Below are 13,769 nucleotides of genomic sequence, written 5' to 3'. Positions count from 1 at the left end.
AATCATATTCTCTCCACTTTTTTACGCTCCTTATGAAAGTAGCAGTAGTTGGCACCGGCTACGTCGGTCTGGTTACAGGTACCTGTTTTGCCGAAGTTGGCATGGACATTACTTGTATCGACATTGACCAGAAAAAAATTGACAATCTCAAGCAAGGTATCCTGCCGATTTACGAGCCAGGCCTGGAAGAGATGGTAACCCGCAATGTGTCGGCGGGTCGTTTGCACTTCACCACCGATATTGCCGAAGGTGTAAAAGATGCTGACGTAGCATTTATTGCGGTAGGCACCCCTCCCGGCGAAGATGGCTCGGCCGACTTGAAATACGTGCTGGCCGTAGCGCGGGCCATTGGTGAAAACATCACCGACTATTGCGTAGTGGTAACCAAAAGCACCGTGCCTGTAGGTACCGCCGCCAAGGTGCACAACGAACTGACCCAGGCATTAGCCAAGCGCAATTCCAGCATCGAGTTTGATGTAGCTTCCAACCCTGAGTTCCTGAAAGAAGGTGCGGCTATCGACGACTTCCTCAAGCCCGACCGGATTGTGGTAGGCGTGTCGTCGGAGCGGGCGCAGGATGTGATGAGCAAGCTCTACAAGCCATTCTTGCTCAATGGCCACCCTATCATCTTCATGGACATTCCATCGGCCGAGATGACGAAATACGCCGCCAACTCCATGCTGGCGACCAAGATTTCGTTTATGAACGACATTGCCAACCTATGCGAAATCATGGGTGCCGACGTGAACATGGTGCGCAAAGGCATTGGTTCTGACGCGCGTATCGGCACCAAGTTCATTTACCCTGGTATCGGCTACGGTGGTTCCTGCTTTCCAAAAGACGTGAAGGCCCTCATCAAAACGGCCTCCGAAAACGGCTACCAGATGCAGGTGCTAAAAGCCGTGGAAAGCGTAAACGAGGCACAGAAAGAGGTGCTGTTCGACAAAGTGAAGAAGCACTTCGGCGGTGACCTGAAAGGCCGCAAGCTGGCGCTGTGGGGCCTGTCGTTCAAACCCAAAACTGACGATATGCGTGAGGCTCCTTCGTTGGTTATCATCGAGAAGTTGTTAGCCCATGGCTGCACCGTATCGGTGTACGACCCAGTAGCCGTACCCGAAGCCAAGCACTCGCTCGGCAACACCGTAACGTACGCCAAAGACCAGTTCGAGGCGTTGGTAGATGCTGATGCTCTGCTGGTTATCACCGAATGGCCCGAGTTCCGCTCGCCAAGCTTCGGTGTAGTAGGCAAGCTCCTAAAGCAAAAGGTTATATTTGATGGTCGTAATATTTACGATCCGCAGGAAATGAAGGAAGCCGGCTTTGCATATCACTGCATCGGCATCCGTACCGCTCACCAGGAGCCTGCTCAAGTTAGTGCTTAGTTGGTAGTACTTCGTGCTTAGGCAGTTCTGTTAATCAGTGGTGGAACAGCCTAAGCACGAAGCACTGAGCACGAAATACCAAGCATCAACTACGCATCAAGTACAACCTATTATGTCTGACAAGAAACGCATACTAATCACCGGCGGCGCTGGCTTCCTGGGTTCGCACCTCTGCGACCGGTTCCTGGCGGAAGGCTACCATGTCATTGCCATGGACAACCTCGTAACCGGCGATATCGGCAACATTGAACACCTATTCGGCCGCGAAGATTTCGAGTTCCATCACGCCGACGTATCGAAGTTCGTATTCGTGCCTGGCAAACTGGATTACATCCTGCACTTCGCTTCGCCGGCATCGCCCATCGATTACCTCAAAATTCCGATTCAAACCCTAAAAGTGGGCTCGCTCGGTACGCACAACCTGCTGGGCCTGGCTCGCGTGAAAGGTGCCCGTGTTCTGATTGCCAGTACCTCGGAAGTGTACGGCGACCCAGAAATCCACCCGCAGGTGGAAGAGTACTTCGGCAACGTAAACCCTGTGGGTCCGCGTGGCTGCTACGACGAAGCCAAGCGCTTCCAGGAGGCCATAACCATGGCTTACCACAACCACCACGGTCTGGAGACGCGCATCATCCGCATCTTCAACACCTATGGTCCCCGGATGCGCCTCAATGACGGCCGCGTATTGCCAGCATTCCTGTCGCAGGCGTTGCGCGGCGAGGCCTTGACCGTATTCGGTGATGGTTCGCAGACGCGTTCCTTCTGCTACGTGGATGACCTAGTAGAAGGCATCTACCGCTTGCTGCTGAGCGACTACCACTTGCCCGTGAACATCGGCAATCCGTCGGAAATCACCATCAAGGAGTTTGGGGAAGAAATTGCGCGTCTGACCGGCGTGGAGTTCAAGCCAACCTACCAAGCTCTGCCCGAAAACGACCCGATGAAACGCAAGCCAGACATCACCAAAGCTAAGGAGATTCTGGGTTGGGAGCCGAAAGTGGACCGAGCCGAAGGCCTGCGCCGCACGCTGGAGTATTTCAAAGCGCACGTGAAGTAGATAAATGGAAGGCCCCTACCTGATTGAATTCCCCAAGGTGGGGGCTTCGGACATTGGTTTCATTTCAATAGCTGAACATCCTCAGCAGATTCCTTTCGAGATAAAGCGCACTTTCTGGACGTATTATACGCCGGAAAGTGTGCTACGCGGCCGGCACGCCCATCATCGCACCGAACAGGTGTTGGTGGCCGTTGCTGGCCGCATTATCGTTACCACCGAGCTAGCCAACGGGGAAGTAGAGCTTTTTCGTCTGGAAGACCCGCACGTGGGATTGTACATTCCGCCGTATGTGTGGCACACCATGCAGTATTCGCATTCGGCGGTGCAACTGGTGATGGCTTCGTTACCTTATAATGCGCAAGATTACATCCGGGACCACTCAGAGTTTCAACGGATATGGAAGCGCTGAATGCTGGCTTGCTGGCCCAACGGGCGGCGGTGCTTGCATTCCACTCGCCCTACAGCTTTATACGAGGGGCCGCGGGTGAGCAGCAAAACCAGCTGTTCGGAGTAGGACGTTTTGCCCGCTTTCCGGTCACGCCGCACGAGCAACTGACTACCTTTCAGATACCGGATCAACAGCTTCTACAGTTGCTGCTGACTGAATTACCATGGGATTCCGAGTTCTTTGGAACTCGCACTATTAAACTACTAACGGCCCTCTTCAACCCGACTGCGCCCCTGGCCGGTCGGGTTTTGGCTGTGCGGGCCTGGCAGCAGCAGCAGGCGGCTACCGGTAGCTTCTATTGCTTCAGCGAAGTGCCAGCCGAGGATACGGCCCTGTTACAGACCCTGACGGCTAGCGGCTGGCGGCTGGTGGAAACCCGGCTGCAATTCTACCACGACCAAGTAGTTGAATTCGAGCAGCCACGTTACCCGGTGCGTTTAGCTAAGCTCGAAGAAGCCGAGCATATCGGTGAAATAGCGGCAGCGGCCCACAACCCCTACGACCGATTTCATGCCGACCCGTGGTTTGGTGAAGCGCAAGCGGATGCATTTCTGGCGCGTTACGCCAGCGCGGCCGTGCAAGGTTACTGCGACGCGGTTCTTATACCTGATGAGCCTGGTCTACCTGTTGATTCGTTCCTGGCTATCAGTGACCTGACTGCCGATGCTCGCCAGTTGGGAGTGGGGTTGTGTAGGGTGGTACTGACGGCGGTGGGGCCGCAAAACCGGGGCTGGCACCTGCGGCTGGTGTCGGAAACGATACAGCGGGCCCGGGAACAAGGCGCCGGCTACGTGCTGATGACCACCCAAGCTACCAATCGGGCCGTGTTCCGGACCTGCGAGAAACTGGGTTTCAAGCTTGGTGGTACCACGCATATACTGGCTTACCACTACCCAAGCCGCTAAGCGCTACCTTGCGCTGAAATTCCTCCCGAAATTCCCCATGCCCACGCTTTCCGTCATTGTTCCCTGCTACTTCAATGAAGATAATATCCCGGTAACGGTACGGGAGCTGATTGCCAACGAAGCCCGCTTTCCGCCGGAAGTATCTTTTGAATACATATTCGTGGATGATGGCTCGCGCGACCATACGCTGCAAGCCTTACTTACGGCGCGGGCCCAGTATCCCGACCGAATTCGGGTAGTGGAACTGGTGGGTAACGTAGGCTCGTACAATGCCATTGTGGCGGGCATGGAGCAGGCTACCGGCGACTGTATGGCTATTATTACGGCCGATATGCAGGACCCACCCGAGCTGATGGTGCAGATGTACGGCCACTGGCAGCAGGGCTTCAAGCTGGTGATTGGCAACCGGCAAGATCGGGAGGAAACTGGCTGGGCGAAACGCACCGCCGAGCTGTTTCACTGGCTGATGAAGCATCTGGCGTTGCGCAACATCCCGGACGGTGGGTTTGATTTCGTGTTTTTTGATAGGCAAGTGCGCGACGATATTGTGCGCATGCAGGAGCGCAACAGCAACATCTTTTATTTGATGGTGTGGCTCGGCTATTCCTACGTGAATATTCCGTACGTGCGCCGCAAGCGCGAAATTGGAAAGTCGCGCTGGACCTTGCAGAAAAAGCTGAAGCTCTTCATCGACTCGTTACTCTCGTTTTCCTTTTTTCCGATTCGTGTTATATCAGTAGTGGGCTTGCTGCTGGGTTTTGCGGCTTTGTTATTTGGTTTGTATGTCATTGGCCTGCGCATATTTGCCCCGCAAGGCCCCGCTGGATGGACTACTCTCATGGTAGTGGTGCTGTTCGTATCGGCGTTTCAGATGATAGCCCTTGGCATCATTGGTGAGTACGTGTGGCGTGGCATGGATGCGGCCCGTAACCGCCCACTGTATGTAGTCAAAAAAGTATACAATACGGATTCTGCTAAGTAGCCGCCCAGTGCCGCAAAAGCCACGCAGTACACCGGACTCGCCGGCTATATGACGTTATTCCTGCAATTAGGGCTTCTTACTTTAACGGCTTTGCTAGCCAGCTATGCAGTTGGAGCACTGCTGTTGAACCTGTGTAAGACTGCCCCGCGGGAGCCATGGCTAGCACTATTTATTTCCTTGGTATTCGGCAGCAGCACTCTGAGTTGCTGCTATGCTACATATTGCACACGGGGCGCTACTATTATGCTACCCATGCTGCTGTTGTTGGCTGGACTATTGTGGCTGCTGCGCCAGCCGAGCACGGCTAATATTGCTGTTGGTCGCCATATCGTGCCTGTTTCCCGAAGCGGCAGTCAACAACTGCCTTGGCTATTAGTATTAGGCTCGTTAATCTTTCTGACGCGCTACCTGCTGCTTGTTGACATCAGTTCAGAATTTCTGCGGACGCCTTTTCAAGACTATGTTTTCTATGCGCGGCTGGCTACGCCGTTGGCTTTGCGCGGGGTAGAAACCAACTCGCTGGAAGTATTTTATCCGCAGTTCCTAGCTCCATATCCCTACCATTATTTGGAAATATGGTGGAATGCCCTGCTGGTTGAATTGACCGGCTTGCCCTCTGTTTGGTGCATGTTTCTTTGCGCCTTTTCGGTGATGATAACCATTGCCGCAATTGGGTTTGCCGCAATTTTCGCGCATTTTCAGTTGCGTCGTTGGTGGGTGCTGACGCTTGCTGTGCTTTTCCTAACGGTAACAGGTGTGGTATGGCCCTTTTTGCAGCATATTTCTTTGGTGCAAAACGGGGCACTACTATCCAGTTTGCTGTTGCCTTTGCAGCCCAAGCTGGCCCCGATTTACTGGTTTATGCTCCTAGGAGCTGCTTTTCTCCTGTCTCGCCACTACCTAGCGGCGGCGGTAGCACTGGCTGTGGTGCCGTTGGTGTTTGTGCCGGCCGCGCCAGTAGCTGGCGCCGGTGTGGCTATGCTAGCGTTGTACTTGTGGTTGGCAGGGCAGCTTCGCTGGCAAACAGCGGCAGCTATGGTTGGGCCAATGGCATTGGTCTGCGTTTACATCATAGTATTTTATCTTTTACACTCGGCTGGATACCATTTTCCTGGGACCAGCCAGGGACAATTGCTACAAGCTGTTGTACCGCAATTCAAGGAAATAAAAACACTGTTCAATATAGCAGTAGGCGTTCTGCTCAACTTCAGTATCTATTTCTTGGGGTATGGCGTGGTAGTATGGTGTGTGCTTTTGGCCAGCCGGCGGGCGATAGCCATAGGTAAGCAGCAGCATGTGATACTGGTGTGGTTTGCGGCTAGCTTGTTGGCTGCGGCCGTTATGCGAACCTTGGGCCATCATTTTCTGGATGGTTTTCAATTCTTTTCCAACCCAATGGTTCCGCTTACACCTGTTGTGCTGGCTATCCTGCTGGGCGCCGGGCTAGAAAATGCGCGGCCCCGCATGTATGGCTTAACTGTAGTAGGCTTGCTGCTTTTGCTGATTGTGAATAGCTATGAACTGATTACCGATACGCACCCCGGCCACGTAACCACCCGCTACTCACCGGAGTTTTTGCGGCAGATGCAACGGGTGATGCCCACTCTTGGAGCCAGAGGAGGCTATCTGCTAGCCGATGCTGACTATATAAACGCCTACACACTATCGGCTGATTCATATACTGCGGGCAACTATGTGTCCAATTTCAAAAATCACTACGCTCTAATTTCCCTCTCGGTACTCGACGCTGACAGCCTTACCACAGACCCTCGTTTCGCGCGCGACTCTGTGCAGGCCAAACAGATTGTACACCAATCCACACTCTACCGATTTGCTAAATTTCGGGCAATCCAAAACCGTAGTACCTCGCTTGATAGCACTAGGTATGAGCTAGTCCGGCAGGCCGGTTTGTCTTTTATTTGTGTTTCCCGATTGGCCCAGTTGCCGGTTGTGTTGCAGCCGTTAGTGGCCGAAATGTACGTTGATTCTTATTCCGGCGAGAAGCTATACGTACTACGCCGCCGTCATTTTTTGCAGCCCGCCGACCCGTATAAAATTCCGTCTTGGTAGCTTTGCCTTTCGGTCTTTCACTCATTTCCCAAGGCCGCTTCAAGCTCCGCTATGCGTATTCCATTTCTCTCGTTTTCTCCTCAGCATGATCCGTTGCGTGCCGACATACTGGCGGCCATAGCAGCTGTTTATGACAAGCAATGGTATGTGCTTGGCGACCAGGTTAAGGCGTTTGAGCAAGCTTATGCTCAATTCAACGAAGTACAGCATTGCATAGGAGTTGCCAATGGGCTCGATGCACTGCACCTTGCTCTGGAAGCGTTGCAGGTAGGTACCGGCGATGAAGTGCTAGTGCCCAGCAACACCTACATTGCCACTTGGTTAGCCGTATCGTTTATGGGCGCAACACCCGTGCCGGTGGAGCCTAACCCGGATACTTACAACCTCGACCCGACCCGCTTGGAAGCGGCCATTACGCCGCGTACCAAAGGCATTATGCCGGTGCACTTGTACGGCCAGGCCTGCGAGATGGGCCCAATACTGAGTGTAGCGCAGAAGCACGGGCTTTGGGTGGTCGAAGACAACGCCCAGTCGCAGGGTGCGCAGTGGGAGGGAGGTCTGACCGGTAGCTTCGGAGCAGTGAATGCTACCAGTTTCTACCCCGGCAAAAACCTAGGAGCCCTCGGCGACGCCGGTGCCGTAACCACCAAACGCACCGATTTGGCTACCCGTATTCAAACGTTGCGTAACTACGGCTCCCAGCGCAAATACTACAACGAAGTCATCGGCCACAACTCACGGCTTGATGAGTTGCAGGCCGCCGTGCTCAGCGTAAAGTTGCCCCACCTGCTCACCTGGACCAGACAGCGCCAAGAGGTAGCGCGTCTCTACAACGAGCAGCTAGCGGGCCTGGGTGACTTGGTGCTGCCCGCTGTAGCCCCTGGCGCTACACATGTCTACCACCTGTATGTAGTTCGCACCCACCACCGAGACGCGCTTCAGCAGCACCTCACTGAGCAAGGCATCGGCACGCTCATTCACTACCCAATACCACCGCACCGGCAGGAGGCGTATGCTCATTTGCAAATTCCGGCCGGCGCATATCCCCTTGCCGAAGAGCTAGCCGCTACCAGCTTAAGCCTACCCATGTGGCCTGGTATGCGGCCTGCTGATATATCGGCGGTTGCTGATGCTATAAAGAGTTTCTTTGCCGGCCACTAGAGAAGTGCCAGTAGTGAAATGGCTAGTAAAGAGTGGATTATAGCGGTAGCCAGATAGCGCTTGTCATTGGGGTTAAGCGCTGAGAATCAGGCTGGCAACCGGCCGCCAACCGGCCCGAAAAGAGAATGACACAAATCTGCTTGCCGAAAATCAGCTACCTTTGCGACGCCAAAAGCAGTTCACGCACCATATAACTGGGTTCACTGAACTGTCCTGGCTGTTACGTTGCCGGTAATGGCCGGTGGCTTACCCTACTTTACTAGTTGCATGAGTACGACTACGAGCATCGTTATTACCTCCATTTTTGCGCCGACTAAGGCGGTTACCAAATTTGCCGGCTTGCCGGACTATCAGCTGGTGGTGGCCGGCGACAAAAAGTCGCCCGCTACTTGGAGCGAACCGAACGTTGTGTACTTATCGGTGGCCGATCAGGAAGCTATGGGCTTTCAAATGGCTACTAAGCTGCCTTTCAACCACTACGGCCGCAAGATGATGGGCTATCTGCATGCCATCAAAAACGGCGCGCAAGTAATTGTAGACACCGACGACGACAACATTCCGTACGACGACTGGACGTTCCCGACTATGGAAGGCGAATTTGCCACATCGCCGGCCGATAAGGGCTTTGTCAATATTTATAAGAACTTCACCAGCCACCACATCTGGCCTCGGGGCTACCCGCTCGACCTCATCCTCAACAATGAGCACAACCTCAAGGAAGAGGAGCTGACCACTGAAACTGCGAAAATCGGTATCTGGCAGGGATTAGCCGACAGTGACCCGGACGTAGATGCCATCTACCGCCTCGTGGATAACACCGAGGTGTTCTTCGATAAGCGTACCCCTATTGTGCTGGCCGAGGGTACCTTGTGCCCCTTCAACTCGCAGAACACAGCTGTACGGCGTGAGCTGTTTCCGTTGCTCTATCTGCCAGCCTACGTTACGTTTCGCTTCACCGACATCCTGCGCGGCCTAGTGGCTCAGCCCATTCTGTGGGCACATGGCTACCGCTTGGGCTTCACAGAAGCCACTGTGCTCCAAGAACGCAACCCGCACGATTATGTAAAGGATTTTGAGTCAGAAATCCCTTGCTACCTGCACCCAAATCGGGTTATTGCCGCTGTTACCCGCGCCATTGATAAGTCGGTGACCGTAAGTGAAAACCTGCGTCGGGCATACGCCGAGTTGGCCAAAGAAAATATTGTGACCGAGCAGGAAATCGAGCTGCTTGATTTGTGGCTGGCCGACGTAGCTTCCTTGACCAAGTAATTTTCATGCAGGAATTTCCATCCCTATCCATCGTTATTCCGTCCTGGAATCAGGGCCGCTTCATCGAGCGGACACTGCTTAGCATCCTGCGCCAAGATTACCCCGGCACAGTGCAGGTTATTGTGTCGGATGGTGGCTCGAATGATGAAACTGTAGACGTACTTAAAAAGTACGATGAGCAGATTGAATGGTGGTCGGCACGGGATAAAGGCTTCGTTGATGCCGTAACGAAGGGCTTAGCTCGCGTTACCGGCGAAGTGGTAGCTATACAAAGCAGCGACGACTATTACTTGCCAGGAGCTTTTCGACGCATGGCTGAAGCGTTTCAGCAGTATCCGGAAGCCAGCTTTGTTTCCGGCGGTGAATACGGTATCGATCTGCACGACAACATCGAGTACGCCAACTCCTTCACGGGCCCAATTACGCCCCGCTCCATCCTGTTCGAGTTTGTGCCCGCTCAGCACGCCACATTTGTGCGCCGCGAAGCCCTCGAGAAAACCGGCGGTATGCGCGTAGAAGTGGATATGTGCGCCGACATCGACCTGTGGTATCGGGTAGCGCACTTCGCGCCCGGCCGCGCCATTCCAGATATGCTGGCTGCTTATCAGCTGCACCCCGACCAGCGCACTGCTACCTCGCCGAAGTGGTATCCTAATTTGGTGAAGATGGTGGAAAGCTGCGAGCAGAACCCCACGTACGGGTCGCATTTCAAGCTCACCGATGAGGAACGCCGCAACTTGTACACTTACTGGGAAATCAACTGGACGGCCAAGCGGGATGCTGCTGCGGCGAAACCTATTGCCTGGGCTAAGCTGCCGGGTTTGCTAAGCTACAGTTCTCGCACCCGCCGCATGATTCTGGGCTCTACGGTCAACCCGTTGGTGAAGCAGCTGCTGCCCACTTCCCTGGTTCAATCCTTACGCCCACAGGTCACAGCCCCCGCAACCAGTACGCCAGCTTCAGTGGACCTAAACTGGTGGAAGAACTAGCCTGCCCATTAATACTTCTCTCGGAAAATTGCCTTTACCCGCGCGTAGCCGCCGGACACTGACTACAACTATGGAACAAAACGCCAAAATATATGTGGCCGGCCACCGTGGTATGGTGGGCTCAGCCATCCTCCGCCGTTTGGAAAAAGCTGGCTACCACAACTTCATTACGCGTACATCGTCGGAGCTGGATTTGCGTAACCAACAGGCCGTAACCGAGTTCTTTGCCACTGAGAAGCCAGATTACGTGGTGCTGGCTGCTGCTAAAGTGGGTGGTATCAACGCCAACAACATCTACCGGGCCGAGTTTCTGTATGACAACCTGATGATACAGAACAACGTCATCCACAACAGCTACCTCAATGGGGTGAAAAAGCTGTTGTTTTTGGGGTCGTCGTGTATCTACCCGAAGATGGCCCCGCAGCCGTTGCAGGAAGATGCTCTGCTGACTGGTACCCTGGAAAGCACCAACGAGCCCTACGCCATTGCTAAAATTGCTGGTATCAAGCTCTGTGACGCATACCGGAGCCAGTATGGTTGCAACTACATTTCGGCCATGCCCACCAACCTCTACGGGCCCCACGACAACTACGACCTCAAAAACTCGCACGTACTACCGGCCCTAATCCGGAAGTTCCACGAAGCTAAGCTCGCTGGCGCTCCTGAAGTGGAAGTGTGGGGCACCGGCACACCCCGCCGTGAGTTTCTGCATGTCGATGACCTGGCCGAAGCTTGCTACTGGCTACTGGAAAACTACAACGAGCCCGGCCTCGTGAACGTGGGCACCGGCACTGACCTCAGCATCCGTGAGCTGGCCGAGCTGGTGCAGCGTACTGTTGGCTACGAAGGAACCATCCGCTTTAACACCGACTACCCCGACGGTACCCCACGCAAGCTAATGGACGTTAGTAAGCTGGCTGAAAAGGGCTGGAAGGCTACTATTGGCCTGGAAGAAGGCATAGCGGCCGTGTATGCCGATGCGTTTGGCGTAGAGCGTCCTGCCTAACTGGCGGCACTATATGTCCCCATGCTCCTAAGCAAGGGATGGGATAGGTGCGCCCAGTTTGTCTCATTTGGGCTACCTTTGCACACGCAGATCAAATAGGTGCTTAGGTAGTAGGTGCTGACTCTAGAAAAATAGAGAGTCATTTCTGGGCTGTAAGTCCCAGCAGAAATCTTGTTAATACATCTATTGTGCAAACCACGGACGCCTTGAATCATACCGAACCGGCATCAACTATTCCAGCCACTAACAAAGAGTGGACGGAGGTTATTGAGCCAAAAACCAACTTGCTAGACCTGCGCCTTGGTGACGTATGGCGCTATCGAGACTTGGTTATGATGTTTGTTCGGCGGGATTTTGTATCAACCTATAAGCAGACGATTTTAGGTCCGCTTTGGTTTTTTATCCAACCTCTACTCACCACTATCACCTTCATCATCGTGTTCGGGCAGGTAGCTCGGCTGTCAACTGACGGCCTGCCACAGGTGGTGTTCTATTTAGCGGGCGTGACAGTGTGGAGCTATTTTGCGGCTACATTGACGACTGTTTCCACGGTGTTTGTCGCTAATGCGGCAATTTTTGGGAAAGTGTATTTCCCTCGCCTGACAATGCCGGTATCCATTGTTATATCGAACATGGTCCGGTTTCTCATCCAGTTCGGGTTATTTCTGGTTATCTGGCTGTTTTACGTTGTGCGGGGTGGTACTACCATTCAGCCAAATTGGGTTATTGCGCTTACTCCAGTACTCCTGATAATAATGGGATTAATGTCTCTTGGACTAGGAATGATATTCAGTGCGTTGACTACCAAGTACCGTGACCTAGCGATGTTGCTTACTTTCGGGATTCAGCTTTTGATGTATGCCACCCCCGTCATTTACCCTTTATCTAGCATAACAGGCGAAATCAAGGGTATTTCTTACAAAACTATTATTCTGGCAAATCCTATGAGTGCCATTGTGGAAACCTTCCGCTATGGCTTTTTGGGGTCTGGCGCATTCAACTGGTCCTACCTGGGCTATAGTGCTGCATTTACGGTTGCTATTCTGATTATCGGGACTATCATCTTCAACAAAGTGGAGAAGAGCTTTACCGACACGGTGTAAGCTTGGTTGCCCGAATCAGCGCCCAGCATGAGTAACATTGCCATACGAGTAGAAGACCTAGGAAAACAGTACCGGCTCGGGGAGATTGGCACGGGCACGTTGAGTCACGACCTGAACCGGTGGTGGTCGAAGGTGCGGGGCAAAGAAGACCCGTTTGCCAAGGTCGGCGAGGTCAACGACCGTACTAGCAAGGGTACCAGTGACTACGTGTGGTCGTTGCGGGATGTCAACTTTGAGGTGAAGGCGGGCGAGGTGCTGGGCATCATCGGGCGCAACGGGGCGGGCAAGTCCACGCTGCTCAAGATTCTGTCGAAGGTGACGGCGCCTACCACCGGGCGCATCAAAGTGCAGGGCCGGATTGCCTCGTTGCTGGAGGTGGGCACGGGCTTTCACCCCGACCTGACGGGCCGCGAGAATGTGTACCTGAACGGGGCCATCCTGGGCATGTCGAAAAGCGAGATCAGCCGCAAGTTCGACGAGATAGTGGATTTTTCGGGTGTTGAGCGCTACATCGACACGCCGGTCAAGCGCTACTCCTCGGGTATGTATGTGCGCCTAGCCTTTGCTGTGTCGGCTTTTCTGGAGCCCGAGATTCTGATTGTGGACGAGGTGCTGGCCGTTGGCGATGCCGAGTTTCAGAAGAAGTGCCTCGGAAGGATGGAAGATGTAAGCCGCAACGACGGCCGCACCATCCTTTTCGTGAGCCACAGTATGGCTGCCGTAAAGAATATTTGCACTACCGGCTTATTGATGAGGAATGGTCAACTGGCTTACGCTGGTACTGCAGCCCAAACTGTAGATTATTACATAGCTAATTTTCTTGAGTTTAATAATGCTGCCAAAGTAATTATAAACAAAAGCCACCGTCTTTGGGAGGCCTCTAGAGCTATAATATATGAGTCGGTAGAATTTCTAAATGCATTTGAAAATAATTGCTACTCTATCCAAGATGACATACTTCTTCTCTTAAAAATCAGAAGTTCTATTGATTCACAAGCTTTCAGAATAGCTTTCTCTGTTTTCAAAATTGATGAAACTCCAGTAGGTACTTTTTTCTCTAACGAGATTTTTTCTATTAAAAAGGGAGAGACAAGTGAAATAGAGTTGGTTGTCAAAAACCATCAACTTGCTAAAGGCCAGTATTACCTTTCCTTTTCTATAGGTGTTGGAGATGAAACTACTGGTATAACAGACTATGACATTATTGAACAAACTTTGTTTTTTGAAATAATGTATACTGATAGTCTTAGAGAAAAAATGATAACACTATGGGAGCCAGTATTTGGAAATATTAACTTTCAAAACATTGGGTTGAAGCAGAAGTAAAAGATCATACTCCTAATCCCATTATTTTTCAACAAAGTGGAGAAGAGCTTTACCGACACGGTGTAAGCTTG

12 protein-coding genes are annotated in these 13,769 nt (G+C 52.9%); all 12 read left to right on the top strand.

The genetic code is table 11. The annotated features are described in order from the left end of the window. The first annotated feature begins 32 nt into the window (after positions 1-32). The 12 genes from G536_RS0112865 (at position 33) to G536_RS0112810 (ending at position 13,698) form a co-directional block, all read left to right on the top strand. A complete protein-coding gene (locus G536_RS0112865) occupies positions 33-1,382 on the top strand; it encodes a UDP-glucose dehydrogenase family protein (protein WP_022824009.1) in 1,350 nt (449 codons plus the stop codon). Between the two features lie 112 nt (positions 1,383-1,494). Further along, positions 1,495-2,439 (top strand): UDP-glucuronic acid decarboxylase family protein, encoded by a 945-nt coding sequence (locus G536_RS0112860; protein ID WP_022824008.1) that lies wholly within the window; start codon positions 1,495-1,497, stop codon positions 2,437-2,439. Between the two features lie 4 nt (positions 2,440-2,443). Beyond that, on the top strand, positions 2,444-2,848 hold the full coding sequence (locus tag G536_RS0112855; protein WP_022824007.1) for a sugar 3,4-ketoisomerase: 405 nt from the start codon (positions 2,444-2,446) through the stop codon (positions 2,846-2,848). Further along, the gene (locus G536_RS0112850; protein ID WP_022824006.1) at positions 2,836-3,792 is read left to right on the top strand and encodes a GNAT family protein; all 957 of its coding nucleotides are present in this window, start codon (positions 2,836-2,838) and stop codon (positions 3,790-3,792) included. The genes G536_RS0112855 and G536_RS0112850 overlap by 13 nt, the downstream gene beginning before the upstream one ends. A 37-nt stretch (positions 3,793-3,829) precedes the next feature. After that, positions 3,830-4,774, top strand: a complete 945-nt coding sequence (locus G536_RS0112845; protein ID WP_022824005.1) for a glycosyltransferase family 2 protein — start codon at positions 3,830-3,832, stop codon at positions 4,772-4,774. A 252-nt stretch (positions 4,775-5,026) separates the two neighbouring features. Beyond that, positions 5,027-6,844, top strand: coding sequence for a hypothetical protein (locus G536_RS0112840; RefSeq protein ID WP_157530606.1), 1,818 nt, complete (start codon positions 5,027-5,029; stop codon positions 6,842-6,844). 51 nt (positions 6,845-6,895) lie between these two features. Beyond that, positions 6,896-8,005, top strand: a complete 1,110-nt coding sequence (locus G536_RS0112835) for a DegT/DnrJ/EryC1/StrS family aminotransferase (RefSeq protein ID WP_022824003.1) — start codon at positions 6,896-6,898, stop codon at positions 8,003-8,005. Positions 8,006-8,272: 267 nt separating this feature from the next. Continuing rightward, on the top strand, positions 8,273-9,274 hold the full coding sequence (locus G536_RS0112830) for an STELLO glycosyltransferase family protein (RefSeq protein WP_022824002.1): 1,002 nt from the start codon (positions 8,273-8,275) through the stop codon (positions 9,272-9,274). 5 nt (positions 9,275-9,279) lie between these two features. Next, positions 9,280-10,263, top strand: a complete 984-nt coding sequence (locus G536_RS0112825; RefSeq protein WP_022824001.1) for a glycosyltransferase — start codon at positions 9,280-9,282, stop codon at positions 10,261-10,263. A gap of 70 nt (positions 10,264-10,333) precedes the next feature. Continuing rightward, entirely contained in the window at positions 10,334-11,269 is a 936-nt protein-coding gene (locus G536_RS0112820) for a GDP-L-fucose synthase family protein (RefSeq protein ID WP_022824000.1), read from the top strand. A gap of 206 nt (positions 11,270-11,475) precedes the next feature. Then, positions 11,476-12,372: an ABC transporter permease gene (locus tag G536_RS0112815; RefSeq protein ID WP_245575818.1), complete on the top strand. Its 897-nt coding sequence runs from the start codon at positions 11,476-11,478 to the stop codon at positions 12,370-12,372. Between the two features lie 27 nt (positions 12,373-12,399). Continuing rightward, positions 12,400-13,698, top strand: a complete 1,299-nt coding sequence (locus tag G536_RS0112810) for an ABC transporter ATP-binding protein (RefSeq protein WP_022823998.1) — start codon at positions 12,400-12,402, stop codon at positions 13,696-13,698. The last annotated feature ends 71 nt before the right edge of the window (positions 13,699-13,769 follow it).

Source organism: Hymenobacter norwichensis DSM 15439, assembly GCF_000420705.1.
GTDB lineage: Bacteria > Bacteroidota > Bacteroidia > Cytophagales > Hymenobacteraceae > Hymenobacter > Hymenobacter norwichensis.
Note: the sequence above shows the minus strand (reverse complement) of the source record. Positions and strands in the feature narration are given on the sequence as shown.